20 protein-coding genes are annotated in these 18702 nt (G+C 63.8%); 8 read left to right on the top strand and 12 right to left on the bottom strand.

The features are described 5' to 3' along the window. Window positions 1–17 precede the first annotated feature (17 nt). Window positions 18–953, bottom strand: coding sequence for a DMT family transporter (locus tag JQ597_RS30660; protein WP_212269210.1), 936 nt, complete (start codon window positions 951–953; stop codon window positions 18–20). Window positions 954–1084: 131 nt separating this feature from the next. On the opposite strand from JQ597_RS30660, the gene JQ597_RS30655 reads away from it, so the two are divergent. Continuing rightward, window positions 1085–1507, top strand: a complete 423-nt coding sequence (locus JQ597_RS30655) for a DUF1330 domain-containing protein (RefSeq protein WP_212269209.1) — start codon at window positions 1085–1087, stop codon at window positions 1505–1507. A gap of 67 nt (window positions 1508–1574) precedes the next feature. Here the strand turns inward: JQ597_RS30655 and JQ597_RS30650 are convergent, their stop codons facing one another. The 10 genes from JQ597_RS30650 to JQ597_RS30605 all read right to left on the bottom strand — a co-directional run bounded on the left by JQ597_RS30650 (window position 1575) and on the right by JQ597_RS30605 (window position 10802). Continuing rightward, window positions 1575–2552, bottom strand: a complete 978-nt coding sequence (locus JQ597_RS30650; RefSeq protein WP_212269208.1) for a TRAP transporter substrate-binding protein — start codon at window positions 2550–2552, stop codon at window positions 1575–1577. A gap of 41 nt (window positions 2553–2593) precedes the next feature. After that, window positions 2594–3901: a TRAP transporter large permease gene (locus JQ597_RS30645; RefSeq protein WP_212269207.1), complete on the bottom strand. Its 1308-nt coding sequence runs from the start codon at window positions 3899–3901 to the stop codon at window positions 2594–2596. Between the two features lies 1 nt (window position 3902). Continuing rightward, a complete protein-coding gene (locus tag JQ597_RS30640; protein WP_212269206.1) occupies window positions 3903–4448 on the bottom strand; it encodes a TRAP transporter small permease in 546 nt (181 codons plus the stop codon). 202 nt (window positions 4449–4650) lie between these two features. After that, window positions 4651–4947, bottom strand: coding sequence for an antibiotic biosynthesis monooxygenase (locus JQ597_RS30635; protein WP_192737587.1), 297 nt, complete (start codon window positions 4945–4947; stop codon window positions 4651–4653). Between the two features lie 201 nt (window positions 4948–5148). After that, window positions 5149–6144 (bottom strand): ABC transporter substrate-binding protein, encoded by a 996-nt coding sequence (locus JQ597_RS30630; RefSeq protein ID WP_212269205.1) that lies wholly within the window; start codon window positions 6142–6144, stop codon window positions 5149–5151. Between the two features lie 40 nt (window positions 6145–6184). Continuing rightward, complete coding sequence (locus JQ597_RS30625; protein ID WP_349628915.1) at window positions 6185–7402, bottom strand: alpha-hydroxy acid oxidase; 1218 nt, start codon at window positions 7400–7402, stop codon at window positions 6185–6187. Between the two features lie 42 nt (window positions 7403–7444). Continuing rightward, window positions 7445–8245, bottom strand: coding sequence for an MlaD family protein (locus JQ597_RS30620; protein ID WP_212269204.1), 801 nt, complete (start codon window positions 8243–8245; stop codon window positions 7445–7447). Window positions 8246–8321: 76 nt separating this feature from the next. Continuing rightward, window positions 8322–9251: a DMT family transporter gene (locus JQ597_RS30615; protein ID WP_212269203.1), complete on the bottom strand. Its 930-nt coding sequence runs from the start codon at window positions 9249–9251 to the stop codon at window positions 8322–8324. A gap of 162 nt (window positions 9252–9413) precedes the next feature. Continuing rightward, complete coding sequence (locus JQ597_RS30610) at window positions 9414–9797, bottom strand: helix-turn-helix domain-containing protein (RefSeq protein WP_212269202.1); 384 nt, start codon at window positions 9795–9797, stop codon at window positions 9414–9416. Between the two features lie 9 nt (window positions 9798–9806). Beyond that, window positions 9807–10802 (bottom strand): LysR family transcriptional regulator, encoded by a 996-nt coding sequence (locus tag JQ597_RS30605; protein ID WP_249148345.1) that lies wholly within the window; start codon window positions 10800–10802, stop codon window positions 9807–9809. 251 nt (window positions 10803–11053) lie between these two features. On the opposite strand from JQ597_RS30605, the gene JQ597_RS37865 reads away from it, so the two are divergent. Genes JQ597_RS37865 through JQ597_RS30585 form a run of 4 tightly spaced genes read left to right on the top strand, consistent with a single transcriptional unit; the run spans window position 11054 to window position 14205 of the window. Next, window positions 11054–12190, top strand: a complete 1137-nt coding sequence (locus JQ597_RS37865) for a GNAT family N-acetyltransferase (RefSeq protein ID WP_249148343.1) — start codon at window positions 11054–11056, stop codon at window positions 12188–12190. Next, the gene (locus tag JQ597_RS30595) at window positions 12187–12792 is read left to right on the top strand and encodes an isochorismatase family protein (protein ID WP_212034333.1); all 606 of its coding nucleotides are present in this window, start codon (window positions 12187–12189) and stop codon (window positions 12790–12792) included. The genes JQ597_RS37865 and JQ597_RS30595 overlap by 4 nt, the downstream gene beginning before the upstream one ends. After that, on the top strand, window positions 12785–12988 hold the full coding sequence (locus JQ597_RS30590) for a hypothetical protein (RefSeq protein ID WP_212269200.1): 204 nt from the start codon (window positions 12785–12787) through the stop codon (window positions 12986–12988). The genes JQ597_RS30595 and JQ597_RS30590 overlap by 8 nt, the downstream gene beginning before the upstream one ends. 17 nt (window positions 12989–13005) lie before the next feature. Then, window positions 13006–14205 carry an MFS transporter gene (locus JQ597_RS30585; RefSeq protein WP_212269199.1) on the top strand — a complete coding sequence of 400 codons (1200 nt, stop codon included), beginning with the start codon at window positions 13006–13008 and terminating at the stop codon, window positions 14203–14205. 4 nt (window positions 14206–14209) lie between these two features. On the opposite strand, the gene ybaK is transcribed toward JQ597_RS30585, so the two are convergent. Further along, complete coding sequence (gene ybaK / locus JQ597_RS30580) at window positions 14210–14683, bottom strand: Cys-tRNA(Pro) deacylase (protein ID WP_212269198.1); 474 nt, start codon at window positions 14681–14683, stop codon at window positions 14210–14212. A gap of 276 nt (window positions 14684–14959) precedes the next feature. Here ybaK and JQ597_RS30575 point away from each other — a divergent pair, with 276 nt between their 5' ends. The 3 genes from JQ597_RS30575 (at window position 14960) to JQ597_RS30565 (ending at window position 18431) form a co-directional block, all read left to right on the top strand. Next, on the top strand, window positions 14960–16252 hold the full coding sequence (locus JQ597_RS30575) for an adenylosuccinate synthase (protein WP_192737578.1): 1293 nt from the start codon (window positions 14960–14962) through the stop codon (window positions 16250–16252). A gap of 37 nt (window positions 16253–16289) precedes the next feature. Next, a complete protein-coding gene (locus JQ597_RS30570; RefSeq protein WP_212269197.1) occupies window positions 16290–17897 on the top strand; it encodes a hypothetical protein in 1608 nt (535 codons plus the stop codon). 111 nt (window positions 17898–18008) lie between these two features. Next, entirely contained in the window at window positions 18009–18431 is a 423-nt protein-coding gene (locus tag JQ597_RS30565; protein ID WP_212269196.1) for a DUF5413 family protein, read from the top strand. The last annotated feature ends 271 nt before the right edge of the window (window positions 18432–18702 follow it).

Here is an 18702-nt window from a genome sequence, read left to right as displayed (position 1 = left end):
ATCCGGCCGCAAGGGTTTCATGCCCGGCTCGAAGCCCGCCGCGATGCGATCACGACGCCGGCCAGCACCAGCGCATAGCCGACCAGGTGAAACAGCCGCAACTGCTCGCCGAGCAGCAGGATCGCCATCGCCGAGCCGAACACCGGCACCAGATGGAAGAACGGCGCGGCGCGGTTCGGCCCGATCAGCGCGATGCCGCGGTTGAAGAACGTGTAGGCCAGCGTCGAAGGAAAGATCAGGACATAGGCCAGCGTCGCCAGCGTCAGGAAATCGAATTTCAGCACGGCACCGGTCGAAAACTCCCAGACCGAGAACGGCACGAGCATCATCGCGCCGCAGCAGGTGGTGAAGGAGATCAGCGACAATTGATGCGTCACCGGGCGGCGCAGCATCAGCGCCGAGTAAAGCCCGAACGACACCAGCGATGAGCCAAACATCACGTCGCCCTTGTTGAAGCTGATGCTGGCGAGCGCTCCGAAATCGCCGCGCAGGATGATGGTCAGGACGCCGATCAGCGAAAGCGCAATGCCGGCCAGCTGCGCGCCGGTCAGCCGCACCCCGAACAGGACCAGCGACCACATCGCCACGAACAGCGGGCCGGACGACTGGATCAGCAGCGCGTTCAGCGCCTGGGTGTATTGCATCGCCCACCAGGAAATCGCGTTGTTGTAGGCAAAGCCGATCAGCGAGAGGAACAGCATCAGCGGCAGATGGGCGCGCAAAACCTTCCAGTCGCGCTTGAGATGCGGCCAGGCGAACGGCAGCAGGATCAGGAAGACGCCGAACCAGCGGATGGTGGTCAGCGTGATCGGCGGCACGTGGTCGCCGACATGCCGCGCCAGCACGATGTTACCCGCCCAGAACAGCGAAGTCAGGGTCAGCAGGACGTAAGGCTGGTTGTTGAGCCAGCCGACGGGATCGCGGGCGGGCGGCAGTGGCGCGGGGCTGGTCATGGTCTCGCGGGAGTTGTGCCGGATTTTCGCCGCGCGACAAGTCCCGAGTCTGCAATGCTACTATGGCTGCAATGCTACAATGTCCTGAAATCGTCTGAGCTGGCCGGGAGCAAGTCATTTAGGAGTAAGTCATGGGCGTCGATCTGTTGAATGTCAGGGGTCTCAAGGAGCTGGCGCATCAGGGGCCGGTCGTGATGGTCAATCTGATGCGGTTCCGCGAACGCTCGCTCGACGGTGACGGGTCAGGGTGGGATGCCTATTTGCGCTACAGCGCGCTTACCGTGCCGATGATCAAGGCGCGCGGCGGCACGCTGCTATGGACCGGCAACGCCAAGGCGGTCGCGCTCGGCGCGCAGCAGGGCAATCAGTGGGATTACCTGGCGCTGGTGTACTATCCCGACGTCGCTGCCTTCATCGACATGATGACGTCGGCGGATTACGAAAACCGCTGCGATCCGCACCGACACAATGGCTGCGCCGAGCATGTGATCATCTGTACGAATGAGGCGTACAGCAAGTTCGGGATTGGGGCGTCTCCATCCCCGAGAGTCTGAGCGAAGAACGTAAAATGCCCGGCACAAGGCCGGGCATGACGGCGTTCGCTATCAAGCGCTATTCGTCCTACTTCTTATAGGCGGCGACCACGGCTTCACCGTCGGCGCCGGCCTTCTTCGACCAGTCGGCCGTCAACTGCTCGCCGATTTTCTCGAGCCCGGACTTCAGCGCGGCAGGCGGCGGCAGCACCTTCATCTTGTTGGCCTGAAGCTGTTCGAGATACCACTTCGCCTTTTCTTCGGCGAGCTTCCAGCCGCGCTCTTCGGCGACCGCGGCCGCCTTGAGGATCGCTTCCTGCGTCGGCTTGTCGAGCGCGTCGAACGCCGCCTTGTTCACGAAGGTGACGTTCTTCGGAATCCAGGCCTGCGTATCGTAGAAGTGCGTCATGGTTTCCCAGGCCTTGCTGTCGTAGCCGGTCGAGCCCGAGGTCATGAACGCGTTGACGACGCCGGTCGCCAGCGCCTGCGGCAATTCCGCTGCCTGGATGGTGATGGGCTGCGCGCCGACCAGTTCGGCGATGCGCGAGGTCCCGACATTATAGGCGCGCCACTTCAGGCCTTTCATATCCTCGACGGTATTGAGGTCCTTCTTGGCATAGATGCCCTGCGGACCCCACGGCACCGCGAACAGCAGCATCAGCCCCTGCGACGCGAGCTTCTTTTCGACAGCGGGTTTCGACGCCAGCCACAGCTTCTTGGCCGCCGGATAGCTCGTCGCCAGGAACGGGACGACATCGACGCCGAACAGCGGGTCCTCGTTCTCATGCAGCGAGATCAGAACTTCGCCCGCCTGCGCCTGACCGGTTGCGACCGCGCGCTTGATTTCCGGGGCCTTGAACAGCGACGCCGCCGCATGCACGGTGATCTGCAGCTTGCCGCCGGTGGCGTCGCCGACGTCCTTGGCAAACGCGATCAGATTGACCGAATGCGGATTGTCCGCCGGATAGGCCGCCGGAAGATTCCATTTCGTCTGCGCCATTGCGGGAGTGATAAGCGCGGGAACGAGCGTTGCGGAAATCGCAAGCGCCGCGACGCCGGCAGCCATTGCGCACGTCTTAACAAGCCTCAACATGACAATACCTTTCTCTAGCCAGGGAACGCTATCCGCGGCAGCAGCATCACGATATCAGGAAACACCGTGATGATGGCAACCGCCAGAACGAGCAAAAAGAAGAACGGCAGGGCCGCCTTGGCGACGGTGTTGGAATCCTTGCCGCTCATGGTCTGCAACACGAACAGGTTGAAGCCGACGGGCGGAGAGACTTCAGCCATTTCCACCACCAGCACCAGGAAAATACCGAACCAGATGAGGTCGAATCCGGCCTGCTTCACCATCGGAATGACGATGGCCGTGGTTAGCACGATCATGGAAATGCCGTCGAGGGCCGTGCCGAGCACGATGTACATGACGGTGAGCGCCGCGATCAGCGCATAGGGACTGAGCTGGAGACCGTTCACCCAGTTCGCGAGCGCCAGCGGGATGCCGGTATAGGCCATCGACGTGCCCATGTAGGAGGCGCCCGCCAGGATCAGCAGGATCATGCAATTGACCCGCGTTGCGCCCATGACGCTGGCCCAGAACGCCTGCCAGGTCAGCGCGCCCTGCCACCACGCGATCGCGAGCGATCCCAGGACGCCCCAGGCCGCACATTCCGTCGCCGTCGCCCAGCCCATCAGCAACGACAGAAAGACGAAAGCGATCAGCAGCAGACAAGGGAACAGATTGAGTGATTCCGAGATGCGCTTGCGAAAGCTCATCGGCGGGTCGGCCGGTGGCGTGCGCTTCGGATTGGCAAGCGACCAGACGGCGATGTAGCCGGAGTAAAGCGCCATCACCAGCAAGCCCGGCAGAAAGCCGGCGAGGAAGACCTGAATGATGGAGACGTTGGCCTGCACGGCGTAGACCACCATGGTGATCGACGGCGGGATCAGAATGCCGAGCGTGCCGGCGCCGGCCAGTGAGCCGAGGCTCAGGCCTTCGTCATAGCCGCGTTTCTTAAGCTCGGGCAGCGCGATCTTGGCTACCGTGGCGCAGGTCGCTGCCGATGATCCGGAGACGGAGCCGAACACGCCGCAGGCGAGCACGTTGACGTGCATCAGTCGGCCCGGCAGCCAGTTCAGCCACGGCGCAAATCCACGAAACATTTCCTCCGAGAGCCGCGTGCGAAAGAGAATTTCGCCCATCCAGATGAAGAGCGGCAAGGCTGCCAGCGACCACGACGCGCTGTTGCCCCACACCGTTGTCGCCAGCACGCTGCCCGCCGGAATGGCGCCGCCGGCGAATTGCATGCCGGCCCATCCCGTCGCCATCAAGGCGACGCCGATCCAGACGCCGGCACCGAGCAGCAGCGCAAGAAATCCCAGCAGGATGGCGGCGATCGAGAGCAGCTCCATGTCAGACCCCGCTCTGCATGGCGCGCTCGACGATCTCTTCGGCGCTCTTTGGTTTCGGCAATTCGTAGCGCGGCGGAAAACCGCGCAGGACGTGGATCAGCTCATCGACAAAGGCGATGAAGAGAATCACGAGGCCGCCGCTGTAGCCGAGCTGCGGGATCCACAGCGGCACCGCGATGACGCCTTGCGAAATGTCGAAAAACTTCCACGACTGCCAGGTCATGACCGAAGCGTGCCAGGCGAAAAAGCCGATGAAGCCGGTGCCGACGAAGAGCGCGGCGATCTCCACATAGTGGCGGACGCTGTCGCTGAGGCGGTCGATCAAAAGACCGACGCGGATCATCTCGCCGTGCTTGAACGTATGGGCGAGCCCGAGGAAGGCCGTCGCCGCCATGCACCAGGAGATGAAATCGTCGCCTGCCGGAATGTTGATGCCGAGCGGCCGGCCAGCCGAAAGCAGCATCATCAGCACGAAAATCGCAATCAGGAAAAGTCCGGCGAGATAGCCAGAGAACAAATAGAGCCGATCGAGAAGCAGGCGGATCATCGTGTGTTCTTTCCCCTCACGCGCAGATTGCCCGGAAGCAATAGACGTACCATTTCAGCCAACCGTCCCGGCCGGAAATGCCCCGTCAGCCGTGCTCGAAACGGGCGACTGAAGTCAATCCCGGAAAACGCGGGCAGGGTTTCCGAGTTGTTCAGAGCCGTCAATGGGACGTTCTGGGAATGCCGAAGAGGACCGCCACGAACTATTTCAGCGCCAGCACGACCTCACCCGCCGCCGGATCGGTGACGCCGAGACCGCCGCCGAGGTCTTCGAGCGTATCGCGAAAGGAATTGAGGGTCGCGATCATGTTCGGCCGCGCCGCGACGCACGCGTCCATGTCTTTCCACTCGGCGATAATACAGTAGGAGCGGTCGCCGGTCTTGATGATGTTGGCGTGCGTCAGGCCCGGCCACGTCGCTTCAACGTTCTTGTGGGCATCCAGAAACTCCTGATCGCGTCCTGGTTTCACTCGGAAACGCACCGTATTGAAAGCGGTCATCGGCCTTCTCCCCTCGCCTTTGAGGGTGCCGAGGATACCCAGCCTGCACACGGTTGCGCAATACAATAGGGTCCCTGACCCGCCGCCGCGAGCAGTCCTATGCCTGCAATGCGAGAATGTCCTGAACTCGTCTGACCTGCTGACCTTGCGCCTCTTTGGTTGGTCCCGCGGCCGATTGCTCGGGACGGCGCTTCTCAACTCTCATTCAATCACCTCGTCGGCGCGCACAAGGATCGATGGAGGAATGCTCAGACCGAGCGCCTTTGCGGTCTTCAGGTTGACCCCAAGCTCAAACTTTGTCGGTTGCTGGACCGGAAGATCGGCGGGCTTCGCGCCCTTCACGATCCTGTCGACGTAGCTGGCGGCGCGCCGAAGCATGTCCGGCGTGTTGGCGCCGTAGGCCAGCAGCGCACCTGCGCTGGCAAGTCCGAACGGCGGTGCAGCAAACACCGCCGGCAGCCGGTGCCTGGCGGCTGCCTCGATGATCTGGACGCGGTTCACGAAGAACATGCCCTCGATCGTCGACACCAGGAGCCCGTTGGCTTGTTCCCGCGCCTGCGCGACGGCGCCTTCGAGGTCGTTGGGCTGGCGTGCCTCCACCGGGTGGACGGTGAAGCCCAGGGCCGGGGCCGCCGCCTGCACCTCCTTCAACACGAGCGTCGCATCGAGGACTGCCGGGTTTACGAGTACAGCAAGCCGGGACAGGCCGGGAATGGCCTCCTTGCACAATTCGACGTTCTTGCCGACTTGCTCGACCATCAGGTTGGAAAAGCCGGTGATGGTTCCGCCAGGCCGCTGAAGGCTCGCGACGAACCCGAACCCAACAGGATCGGACACGTTCGCCATCACGATGGGGATCGTCGTGGTCGCCTGCTTCAGGAGCCGCACGACCGTCGCGGAGGGCGCCACGATGACATCGACCTTGAGCCGCACCAGCTCTTCGGCAATGCCGGGCGCAAGCTCGACCTTTCCCTCCGCGAAGCGTGCCTCGATTGCGATCGTCTCGCCCTCGACATAGCCCAGCTCACGCAGCCCCTGGCGGAACGCCTCCTGAAACGGCGCTACCTCCGATCGGGAAGCAATCCAGACAATGCCAACGCGCGGAATTACCGACTTCTGCCCATGTGCTGCGAGCGGCCACAGCGCCGATCCGGCCAAAGCCCTGGCGAAGTCCCGCCGATGCAATAACGCCGCCATCGAACTCTCCGTCATGAGCGAGCACGTCTCAGAACCGGCCCTAGAACTTTCGTACCAGATCCGGCGTGATCTCGCTGATGCTGCGGATGCCGAGCAGCGCGAGGTCGCGGTCGATCTCGGCATGGAGCAGACTGATGGCGCGCTGCACGCCGGCCTCGCCGCCGGCGATCGCAGCATAGAGGAAGGGACGGCCGACCCAGACGAAATGGGCGCCGAGCGCTAAGGCCTTGATCACGTCGGTGCCGCGGCGGATGCCGCCGTCGACCATGATGGTCATGCCTTTCGCCTCGGCCGCAATCTCCGGCAGCGTGCGCAGGCCCGACATCGTGTAGTCGAGCTGGCGGCCGCCATGGTTGGAGAGCATCACGCCATCGACGCCGCTCTCGCGCGCGATCCGGGCGTCGGTGGGCGAGACCAGTCCCTTGACGACGAGCTTGCCCTTCCAGCGTTTGCGGATCAGTTCGACATGCTTCCAGGCCAGCTGGTCGCGGGCGCCGATGTTGCGCATCAGATTCTTGGCCAGCACCGGCGGGCCGCGCTGCGCGTCCATGTTCTCGAAATGCGGCATGCCGTGGTTCTTCACGGTGCGCAGCCAGGTGCCGAACAGCCAGTGCGGATGGGTTACCGTATCCCAGGCGACGCGCGGCGTGATCGCCAGCGGCACCTGAAAGCCGTTGCGGATGTTGTTCTCGCGGTTGGGCGGCACCGGCACGTCGGCGGTGACGACGAACGTGTCGTAGCCGGCCGCGGCGACGCGGTCGACCAGGGGCTCGATACGGGCGGGCAGGCCCGCCAGATAGGCCTGGTACCAGGCGGCCGGATTTTCCCGGCGCACGTCCTCCAGCGTGATCAGCGAGGAGGCGGATAGAATCATCGGCACGTTTTCGGCGGCCGCCGCCCGTGTCAGCACGATGTCGCCGCGGTAGGCGCACAGCGCCGAGGAGCCCATCGGCGGAATGCCGAACGGCGAGGCGTAGGTCTTGCCGAACAGCGTCGTGGTCTGGTCGCGGCCGGAGACGTCGTTGAGCACGCGCGGCACGAAGCCATATTCGTCAAAGGCTGTGCGGTTGTCGCGGACCGCGGCGTCGGTCTCGGCGCCGCCCGCGATATAGCCGTAGAGGAATTTCGGAATCCGCCGCCGCGCCGTGGCTTCGAAATCGTCGAGCGAGAGATAGCGTTTCAAGGCGCGCGGCACCTCGCTCGTGGCGCGGGTCACGGTCGGCGGCGGAGCGGTCAGGCCAGCGGATTTATCGAGCACGGCGGAGCAGTCCCTGTTCTTGGTTTATTATCGGGCAATACGCTATCGCCTGGCGGGGGGCGCGGCAAACTTGCTATTGTTGATGGACTGGCTGAGATCGATCAGCATTTTTCGGGCTTCTTTCAGCGCCGTGTCGGACTTCTTGTCGAAGCTTACGATCAGTTCGCGCATCGAAATCACGGTAGGCAGCAGTTCGCCGCCATATTTGTCGCTGCCAAGCCCGCCGAGGAAATCCGTGGTCTTGGTCAGGGCGCTGTCGACGGAACTGATACCTGCATCGGCGGTGCCGATGATGCTGCTGATCCGCTCGCCACTGCCAGAGAGCGAAGCCGTGAATGTTTCGAAGTTGCGTAGCGTGTCTTTCACCGCGACTTCATTGTCGGCGATCACCTTGTCGACGTTGCGCAGTGCGACGCGGATCCTTTCCTGCATGTCCAGCAGTCCTTCGGGATCCGCGGTCAGTTCGGGAATGCCGTCGGCGCCGAGCGGCGGCGGATCGACCGTGCCGCCGGTAAAGGAGATCGCGGCGATGCCGGTCAGACCCTGGAATTCGAGGCCGACCTGGGTGTCCCTGCGTACCGGGGTGTTGCCGTCGATCATGGTGAGCACGACGACGCGGCGCGGATGGTCCAGTTGCATCGACACCACTTCGCCGACCCGCACGCCTGCGAAATTCACGCTGCCGCCCTGGCGCAGGCCGGAGGCGGAGCCCTCGAAGATCACCCGGAACGGCGTCTTCTGCTTATTGCTGGCGAATTTCTGATAGCCAAGGAACGAGCCGAGCGACCCGGCGATCAGCGCCAGGGTCAAGGTCCCGATCATCAGATTGCTGGCGCGCGCCATCAGCGGAATCCTGCGAAGCAGGTCCGAGTGATAGCGGATTTGGCGCGGCAAGTCACCGCAACCAGGCTGTCCAAAACTAGCTGGTCGCGGGCCTTCGCGACGCCACAAAAACCCCGGTCAGGACCAGCGCAAACCCTAAGAAGTGGAACGGCTGCGGGTGCTCGCCGAGGAAGGCGATCGACATCACGGTTCCGAACACCGGCACCACGTGAAAGAAGGGCGCGGCGCGGTTGGCGCCGATCAGCTGCACGCCGCGATTGAAGCAGAGATAGGCCAGCGTCGAGGGAAACAGCGCCACATAAAACAGCGTCAGCAGGTTGGCGGTGTCGATCCGCATCAGGGGCCGCGCGAACAGTTCCCAGATGAACAGCGGGATCAGGCACGCAGCACCAGCGCCGAAAGTAAAGGCGACGAACGACAGGCCGTGGATGGCGGGGCGTTTCAGCGACAGCACCGAATAAAGCCCGAAGATCGCCAGCGCCACGATGAAGATGAGGTCGCCTTTGTTGAACTCGATGTTCTTGAGCGTGGTGAGATCGCCGTGCAGCAGGATCACGAGCACGCCGGCCAGCGACAGCAGAACCCCGCCGGCCTGAGCCAGCGTCAGCCGCATGCCGAACAGGACCAGCGACCACACTGCGACGATCAGCGGCCCGGCCGACTGCAGCAGCAGCGTGTTGAGCGCCTGGGTGTGTTCGAGCGCCCAATATTGCAGGGTGTTGAAGGCGCCGATGCCGGTGATCGACAGAAAGATCATGATGCCGAGGCGGCCGCGGATCGCGGCCCAGTCATGCACCAGATGTCTCCAGGCAAACGGAAGAATGATGAGGAACGCGAACGACCAGCGCAGGAACGACAGCGTCACCGGTGGGATATGCCCGGCGGCGAGGCGGCCGACGATGGCGTTGCCGGCCCAGCACAGCGCGGTGATGCTGAGCAACAAATAGGGCTGGTTGGCGATCCAGGTCGCGGGCTGCGCGGGCGCGTTGGGTTCGGAAGCAGACATTCGCAAAAACAAGGCCCGGTTCATGACGCCGCGGCCCGCCCGGCGATGCAAGCCGGGCCGGAGAAGGTCGCCCGGCCTGTGTCACAGACACCGATTTGCCGCGTTCATCAATGGGGCAGATGCATCGCGACCATGCGCGGAGGGAGATGCGCGGCGTTCCGGTTAACCCGCTTGGTCGGGGCCCGCGGCCTGACGCTTGACGATCTGCTCGGCGAGCTGGATCAGCATCCGCTTGGTATTGGCGTCCTGCAGCTCGCGGAACACGCGCAGCAAACGCAGTTCGAGCAGCGCCTGCATCGTATCGGCATTGGCGTTACCGGATTGCGGCTTGGTCGACGGCGACAGGCCCTCGAACAGATCGTGGGAAACACCGAGCGCGTCCGCCACCTGCATCAGGCGGCCGACGCTCACGCGGCCCGACCCGTTGTTGGTTTTCGGCGTCGGCTGGCCAGCGAGTACTTCCGCAAGATCGTTCTGCGAAAGCCCGAGCGCGAGCCATCTTGCCTTCACCAGTTGATCGATTTGCCCGTCGGTCGACTTGCTCATGTGTCTCGCTCAGCCAATCTTTGACCGTGATTCTTTCATGAAACCAGCGAACAGATTCACCAGCGGCTCACCCTTGTAGGTTTTCTGCAAATCGTCGGGATGGACAAACTCATCCCGAAACCACGGATATTTGCGGCCGTCGAACGCCTGGATGGTCCAGTCGATCAATTGCTTGACGCGTGGAATCCGCTTCGCATCGGGATGGTAGGTGAGCCAGATGTCGAGCGGAAACTGGACACCAAGATCGAGCGGAATCAAGGGCCCGGCGATCGCCGGTATGTAGGTCGGCAACCAGCCGATGCCGGCGCCTTTGGAGACGGCCCAGACATGCGCGCTGGAGACGTTGTTGCGCATCGCGACAAAGCCGAGCTGTTCGCGTCCGGCATGCCGTTCGTACATCTCCTTGCCTTTGGTCTGCTCTGCGTCCTGAATCACCATGCGATGATTTTGCTGCAGATCGTTCAGATCTGTCGGCATGCCGTAGATTTCGACATAGGATGGACTGACGAACGGCATGATGTGAAGCCGGCCGATCTTGACCCGCTTCAGGTTGGGATTAGCGGGCTCCTCGAGTTGCACCGCGACATCGGCTTCGAGCCGGAGCACGTCCGCCGATCGCATCTCGCATTTCAGATCGACCAGCAGTCCGGAGTAGACCCGCTGGAATTCGACCAGCCGGGGTGCCAGCCAGAAAGTGCCGAGCCCCTCGGTCACAGCAAGCCGGACCTCGCCGGTGAGCGCCGGCGTCGCCCGGCTTAGCGCGCGGTCGAGCCCGAAGGACGCCTCTTCCATCCGCTTGGCGGCGTCCAGAACCGCCTCGCCTTCCGGCGTCAGCCTGATGCCGTCGACGTGGCGGGTCATCAGCGGCGTCTTGTAGGTATTCTCCAGGACTGAAATGCGCTTGCTGAGGAAATTGGCGGACATGTTCAACTCCGCAGCCGCGGCGCGGAAACTTCCGGTTCGGGCGACGGCCAGGAAAATCCGGACCAGATCCCAGTTCGCCATTCGTCCCGGCATGTGCGCGCCGCTGTGCGCGCCCCTGCGCTCACCTGAGTGCATACAAATCGCCTCGTTTGTCGCCTTCTAATTTAAGAGAACCATATTTCTATTATTGGCAGAAAACCAAGTTTTACACAATCAAGAGACGATCAATGAACGCGCTCGACATCGATCTGATCAGAAAATCCGCCCGGGAGCACGCTCGCGCCAGCCGCTCGGCTCCCGCCAGCCGGTCTACGGCCCATTCTCTGGAGCGAATGACCAATCTTCAAGTGGCCAGACGCACGGTGATTTTCACCGTCGGGGCCGCCGGCATCGCCTCGCTGGTTGACAGGGCCCGCGCCGACATACCGGGATTAACCAAGAACGAAGTCCTCCAGGCGGCGGCACGCCACAACCCCGATATTTTCTGGGCAATCGCGCGAAGCGACCGGTTCGATATCAGCGACCCCAAGGGCGACGGCTTCCTTGCGGTGTTGCCGCTAACCCACGAGGGCATGCGCCGGCTGCTCGACGGCCGGCTCAACACCAAGGATCCCGAGCTGTGCTACGTCGCGCGGCAATCGGAGCGTCCGGCCGGCATCTATGTCTGGGCGATCCACGCCAAGGGTACGCTCGCGGCAGCGATCCCGCTGGTGCTGCAGAAAATCTCCTCGCCGCTCTACCAGGGCGTCAACCTCTATTCGCGTCCCATCACCAAGGGCGGCCTGCGGGTGCTGGAGCCGCTCGGCTTCCAGCCGGGCGCAAGTTACGAGGAATTGTTCGCGCCGCATCTGCAGATGTTCGACCGCTCGAAGGATATTCCGCGGGTCAAGGCAATGCCGCCCGAGCCGGTCACCGTCGAGGTCGTCCGCTCGATGGACGAGATGGCGCGCGTCATTGCGATCCGCGGAGCGGTCTACATGGGCGAACAACATTGCCCGTTTGAAGAGGAATTCGACGGCAACGATTTCTCCGCCACCCATCTGATCTGCCACAAGGATGGCGAGCCGGTCGGCTGCATGCGGATCCGCTATTTTGCGGATTTCGCCAAGCTCGAGCGGCTGGCCGTCCGCAACGAAAGTCGCAACGCCGGCCTGGCCGGCCAGATCGTGGACACGGCCATCGAGCTGTGCCGGAAGAAAGGCTACCGCGTGCTGTACGCGCATGCGCAGGCCCGGCTGCTCGGCTTCTGGCAGCAACGTGGCTTCAAGCGCGCGCCCGGCCGCAAGTTCGTGTTTTCCGACTTTGACTATGTCGAGGTCAAACTCGAGACCGAGAAGCATCCGCAATGTATCACCATCAACGACGATCCCTACGTGCTCATTCGTCCCGAAGGCCGCTGGGATAGACCGGGCATCCTCGAAAAATCCACCAGCCGGGGAATTTGCGAAGCGGCGGATGTCGTCCAATGAGTTCAGTCATCGATCTGCGAACCTATGTCGGCGCATCGCGTGGCCGCCTGCTGATCATGGTCGACCTGCAGGAGAAGAACTACGCCGCGTTGGCCAGGGACAACGCGCGCGACATCCAGCGGTCGCTGAACAACTGCATGGCCGCGATCCGGCATGCGCGCGAGTTCGCCATACCGATCGCGTTCACGCGGCAAGCCGAGGGGCGGGGCGATGGCCCGGGCATACTCGAACGCTCGAGCCAGTCGGCCTGGATTTCCGGTCTCGAGCCGCGGCGGTCGGACATGGTGTTCGAGCGCCAGCAGCCGTCCTGCTACAGCAATCATCTGTTCGAAAGCGTGGTCTCGCAGGCCGGAAGCTTCGCCATTGCCGGTCTGGTCGCCGAGGAAACCTGCCTTGCAACGGCGATGGATGCCGCGCGCAGGGAGCACAGTGTTACCTTCCTGAGCGATGCATCCGTGAGCCGGTCGCGGCCCAATACCGATGCCGCCGCCGTGCATGTGCTCGCCACAAGGGCGATCGAACTTTTCGCCGACGTCGCCACCACGGGCCAGTGGCTGGTCGCGACGTCACAGCGACCTCTCAAAGGGCACCGCTATGGATGAGTTGAGTGCGCGTCGTTTGCGTAATGTGCTTCCGGTGCTGGTAGAGCAGCGCAATTTGCTGGTTTCCGGCGGCGTCTCCTTTGCCGGCCATCTGGTCGATCTCGCGATCATGCAATTGCGCTTGACTCTGCACGAGATCTCCGAGGATGAATTATCCGAGTTCTCCAACGTGCTCAGCGGCGAACGAACGGATTGATCCCCAGGAGTATCGGTATGCCGGGACGCAGGTGGATCATCCTTGCGGTGTTGTTCGCGACGCGCGCGGCCATCGGATTCCAGTTTCAATCGATCGGGTCGGCGGCCAATCTTCTGATGGCCGATCTCGGCATCGGCTATTCGGAAATCGGCATGCTGCTCGGCGCCTATATGCTGCCGGGTGTCATCGTCGCATTCCCGGCCGGATTGCTTGGAAGCCGGGGCCGCGAAAAGACGCTCGGGATCGTGGGCCTGGTGCTGATGGCGGTTTCCGGCCTGGCATTGAGTTATTCCGGCGATCTCGCTTTCGCACTGGCGGCGCGCACGATTGGCGGGATCGGGGGCACGATCGTGGGGCTGGTCGCGACCAAGATGGTGGCGGACTGGTTCGATGCCCGCGAGATGGTGCTGGCGATGTCGTTCCTGCAGATGAGCTGGCCGTTCGGCGCCATGATTGCGCTGCCGATCCAGACTTACATCGCCCATTCGCTCGGCTGGCACGCGGTGATGGTGTCGGGCGCGGTCTGTTCGGTGGCGGTGCTGCTTGCGTTTGCGATGATTCCGCGCGCGGCGCAGCTGGCCGAGGCGGAGGCCGCCGGCCGCGGACGGCTGCCGCGTGCGGCGCTGGTCCCGGTGGTGATATCGGGCGCCATCTGGGGCGCGATGAATCTCGCCTGCGTTTTGTTCTTCAGCTACGCACCGCTGTTGCTGGTGGCGCAGGGATCTTCGCCGACGGTTGCGGCGTCGCTGACGAGTCTGGCGATCTGGTTCACCATTCTCGCCATTCCGACCGGTGGCTATCTCGTGCACCGCGCCGGCCGGCCGATCACCGCAATCATTGCCTGCAGCCTGATCGGAGCCTGTGCACTGATGCTGTTCGTGGAGAATTTTCATCCGACGATCGCCTGTCTGATTTTTGGCGTCGCGATCGGTCCGATGTCGGGTGCGATCCTGTCGATGCCTGCCAGGGTGCTCGAGCCGGCCGACCGGTCGATGGGCTTTGGCCTGTTCTATACCTGCTTCTACGTCCTGATGGCGGCCGGACCCACCGCCGCCGGAAGCCTGCAGGACGCCTGGGGATCGCCGTCGGCGGCGCTGGTCGCCAGCGCCGCGCTGCTGGCATCGATGGTGCCGCTGGTCCTGCTGTTCCTGGCCGTCGCCAAGCGCTGCGATTTCGCGCAGCCGAACGACGAAGCAAAACTGCGCGCGGCGTCTTGAACCCTCACACCGTCAGCGCCGGCGCGATCGCGCCGAGCGCCTGCATCGCGTCATCAGGATCGAGCTCGACCTGCAATCCGCGCTGCCCGCCATTGAGGAACACGGTCGCGTGCCCGAGCGCGGCGGCCTCGATCGCGACCGGCACGCGCTTCTTCTGGCCGAACGGCGAGATGCCGCCGACATGATAGCCGGTGAGCCGCTCGGCATCCGCCGGGCGCATCATCTTCGCGGCCTTGCCGCCGAACGCGCTGGCGAGCTTCTTCATACTGACTTCGCCGTCCGACGGCACCACGACGCAGACCGGCTTGCCGTCGACCTCGGCCATCAGCGTCTTCAGCATCCGGCAGGGCTCGACGCCGAGCGCCTCGGCCGCTTGCAGGCCGATGCTGTCGGCGCTGGAATCGTAGACGTAGTTGTGCAGCACAAACTTCACGCCGAGCTTTTCCAGCGTCTTTGTCGCCTGGGTGGTTTTAGACATTTGCCAGATTACTCCGCGTTCATGCCGCCGCCTTCCCGCCGCCACAAATTTTTGGGGGATATCAAAGGGTTGTCCTCCTTTTTGACGACCCCCAAAGCTCCCTTCTTGCTTGCCTAGACGGGCCGCTTCCTTTATCCGGTTGGGCTGCCTCGCATGCGAACGGCCTTAAGGTCGTGATTTGGGCTGGGCGATCTAAAGCATGATCCGGAAAGTCGGGCAGTAGTTTTCCGGGGAGGTCATGCTGAAACCACGTGAGTCGCAGGGAAACGCTTAGAAATGGCCAATGTTGTCGTCGTCGGCGCCCAATGGGGTGACGAGGGGAAGGGCAAGATCGTCGACTGGTTGTCGGAGCAGGCTGACATCGTCGTGCGCTTCCAGGGCGGCCACAATGCCGGCCACACGCTCGTCATCAATGGCGAGACCTACAAGCTGGCGCTGCTGCCGTCGGGCGTGCTGCGGCCCTCGAAACTCGGCGTCATCGGCAATGGCGTGGTGTTCGATCCGCAGGCCTTTCTCGACGAGGTCACCCGGCTGAGGGGCCAGGGCGTCGCCATCAGCCCGGAAAATCTCCGTATCGCGGAGAACGTCACGCTGATCCTGCCGCTGCACCGCGAGCTCGACGCTTTGCGCGAATCATCCAACGCCGGCACCGCGATCGGCACCACCCGCCGCGGCATCGGCCCGGCCTATGAGGACAAGGTCGGCCGCCGCGCCATCCGCCTGATGGACCTGGCCGACCTCGACACCCTGCCGCACAAGATCGACCGCCTGCTGGCGCACCACAACGCGCTGCGTCGCGGCCTCGGGCTGGAGGAGTTCGACGGCCGCGTCATCCTGAAGGACCTCACCGCGCTGGCGCCGCAATTGTTGCCCTACACCGAGACCGTGTGGCGGCTGCTCGATCTCAAGCGCCGCGAGGGCAAGCGCATCCTGTTCGAGGGCGCGCAGGGCGCGCTGCTCGACGTCGACCACGGCACCTACCCCTATGTCACCTCGTCCAACACGGTCGCGGCGCAGGCCGCGACCGGCAGCGGCCTGGGGCCGAGCGCGGTCGGCTATGTGCTCGGGATCTGCAAGGCCTATACGACGAGGGTCGGCCAGGGCCCGTTCCCGACCGAATTGGACAATGAGATCGGCCGCAAGATCGGCGAGCGGGGCCGCGAGTTCGGCACCAATACCGGCCGGCCGCGGCGTTGCGGCTGGTTCGACGCCGTATTGGTTCGACAAGCCGCAAGAACCTGCGGCATCACGGGCCTGGCTTTGACCAAGCTCGATATTCTCGACGGCTTCGACACGATCGAGGTCTGCACCGGCTACATGCTGGACGGCAAGGAAATCGACCATCTGCCGGCCGGCGAGGGCGCCCAGGCCCGGGTGGTGCCGATCTACGAGACCATCGAAGGCTGGAAGGAGCCGACCGCCAATGCCCGTTCCTGGGCGGATCTGCCGGCCCAGGCCATTAAATATGTGCGCCGGGTCGAGGAATTGGTGGGCTGTCCGATCGCCTTGCTTTCCACCAGCCCGGAACGCGAGGATACTATTCTCGTTCAAAACCCGTTCGAGGCTTAACGAGTTGTTACCCATAAGTCCGCATTGTTGAGTCGTTATGGCTGACTACTACCCGCTGATCGCCCGCGCCATTGCCGGACTGGACCCCAGTGCTCCCGGCGAGAGCCGCCGTGCGCTCTATGAGCGGGCTCGCTCGGCGCTGATCGCGCAGCTGCGCAGCGTGCAGCCGCCGCTGAGCGAATCGGAAATCACCCGGGAGCGGCTGTCGCTGGAAGAGGCCGTCCGCAAGGTCGAGTCCGAGGCCGCCCAACGCGCCCGCGACGCCTCGCGGCCCGGCGGCGCAGGGGCTGCGCGCGGTGGCGACGCCTTCCGCCGCGCCAATGCGCGCCCGCCGGAATCCGGCGCGCCAGCAGCTAACCCACCCCGTCCGCGCCCGGCTTCGCCGCCGCCCGCGCGCGAAGGCCGTCCGCCGCTTGGTGACGGCGACCAGCAACGCCCGCCGCGCAACCTGCGGCCCGATTTGCCGCCGCCGCCGCCACGTCCGCCGCAGCTGCCGGCGCAGGAACCGACGCTGCCGCCGACCCGTGAACGCACGGGCGCGGCGCGCCGCGGCCCCGACAATTCAGCGCCGCAGATGCCGCAGCCCCCGGGCATGCGCGGCTTCCGCGACATCGCCGCCGACGCCGACGATCTCGGCCGCGCCGCCGCCCAGGCCAACCGCTCGGCGCGCAAGACCTACGCCAACGTGCCCTCGCCCACGCCGGAGTTCGACCGGCTCGAGCCGAGCATGGAGAACCGCGGCGCCGATCCGGAAGCGCCGTATTCCTATGAAGAGTCGCTCGAGGAGGCCGACCGCTATTCGCCGCAGGCTTCCCCGATGCAGCCGCCGCCGCAGCGTTCGCGGCTGTCGCAGGATCGCGAGCGCGAGCCGAAAAAGGCACGCCGGGTCGGCGCGGCTTTCCCGTTCAAGAGCGCGATCGCGGTCGGCATCGTGCTTGTTGTGATCGGCGCTGCGATGGTAGGGGGCAAGTCCGCCATCAACGTGGTGAGCAGCCTGTTCAAATCCTCGCCCGTCGTCGAAGCGCCGAAGGATCCGTCAGCGCCGCAGTCGAAGCCGAAGATCCCCGATCGCGTCGGCCAGCCGTCGTCGGACCAGGTGGCGCCGGTGGCGCAGCGCGTGGTGCTGTATGACGAGGACCCGTCCGATCCCAAGGGTAAGCAATATGTCGGCTCGGTGATCTGGCGTACCGAACCGATCAAGGCGAGCGGCAACCAGAAGCCTGACATCAGCGTGCGCGCCGACATCGAAATTCCCGACCGCAAGTTCAAGATGACGATGTCGTTCCGCCGCAACACCGACACATCGCTCCCCGCCAGCCACACCGCGGAGCTCACCTTCATCCTGCCGCAGGATTTCTCCGGCGGCGGCGTCGGCAACGTGCCGGGCATCTTGATGAAATCCAACGAGCAGGCGCGCGGCACGCCGCTGGCGGGGCTCGCCGTGAAGGTCACCGACGGCTTCTTCCTGGTCGGCCTCTCCAACGTCGACGCCGACCGCGCCCGCAATTTGCAGCTCCTGAAGGAGCGTTCCTGGTTCGACGTGCCGCTGGTCTACGTCAACCAGCGCCGCGCCATCATCGCGATCGAAAAGGGCGCGCCGGGCGAACGGGCGTTCAACGAGGCGTTCGCCGCCTGGGGCGAGTAGCGGGCGGCGGCGGATTGTTTCGCAACGCTTCCGTCAAGCCTGTCGAATTTTTCGCAAGATCGTCGTAAGACTGAAACCGCATCTGATCCCGCGATTGGAAGAGGACGGTCCATGAAACGCTATCTGATCTTCGGAGCCATCGGCCCGTTCGTCGGCGGGTTGCTGATGCTGTTCGCGATCACGATGGCTTCCGGCTACTGGGCCCAGACCGACTGGAAGGAGGTCGGGAAATTCTTCGGCACCTTCGCCAAGACGCTGCAATACAGCTATTTGTTCGGCGTCGTGCCGGCGCTGATGATCGGCGCCATCGACGACATCCTGTATCACGTGCGGCGCCTTCCCTGGTGGGTGCGCATATGCATCGTAGGCGCGATCGGGTTCACGGTCACGGAACTGCTCTATGGCTCGCGCGGCCCGGACACCGGCGTGACGCAGTTCATCCTCTACGGGCTGGTCGGCGGCGTGCCTGCGGTGATGTCGTCGTGGCTGGCGCACAAATATGCCGACGAACATGCGCCGGTGCATTCGACGTAAAGCGCGACAATTTGGCACGACGGGCAAATCAGTTCTGATTGCCGGAAATCGTGTCAAGTCAAGAATTTCCGAAAATCAAAAATATTTCCCTTTCCTTCGACCCCAAATCACCTGCACATCTATGCCCATCCCGTCCCACTCAGAGGGGCGTCGGCCGTCGTCACGACGAGGGGCGGGTTGCGGTGGACGTTGAGGTTGCGATTGACGGTCGTGACTGACGCGTACGGCGAAAGCGTGTGGTCCTGGCGCCCGTAACGGCGTCAAGTCTTTC

Source organism: Bradyrhizobium sp. AUGA SZCCT0177 (genome assembly GCF_018130125.1).
In the GTDB taxonomy this organism is placed as follows: domain Bacteria; phylum Pseudomonadota; class Alphaproteobacteria; order Rhizobiales; family Xanthobacteraceae; genus Bradyrhizobium.
This window is presented reverse-complemented; position numbering and strand designations above follow the sequence as displayed.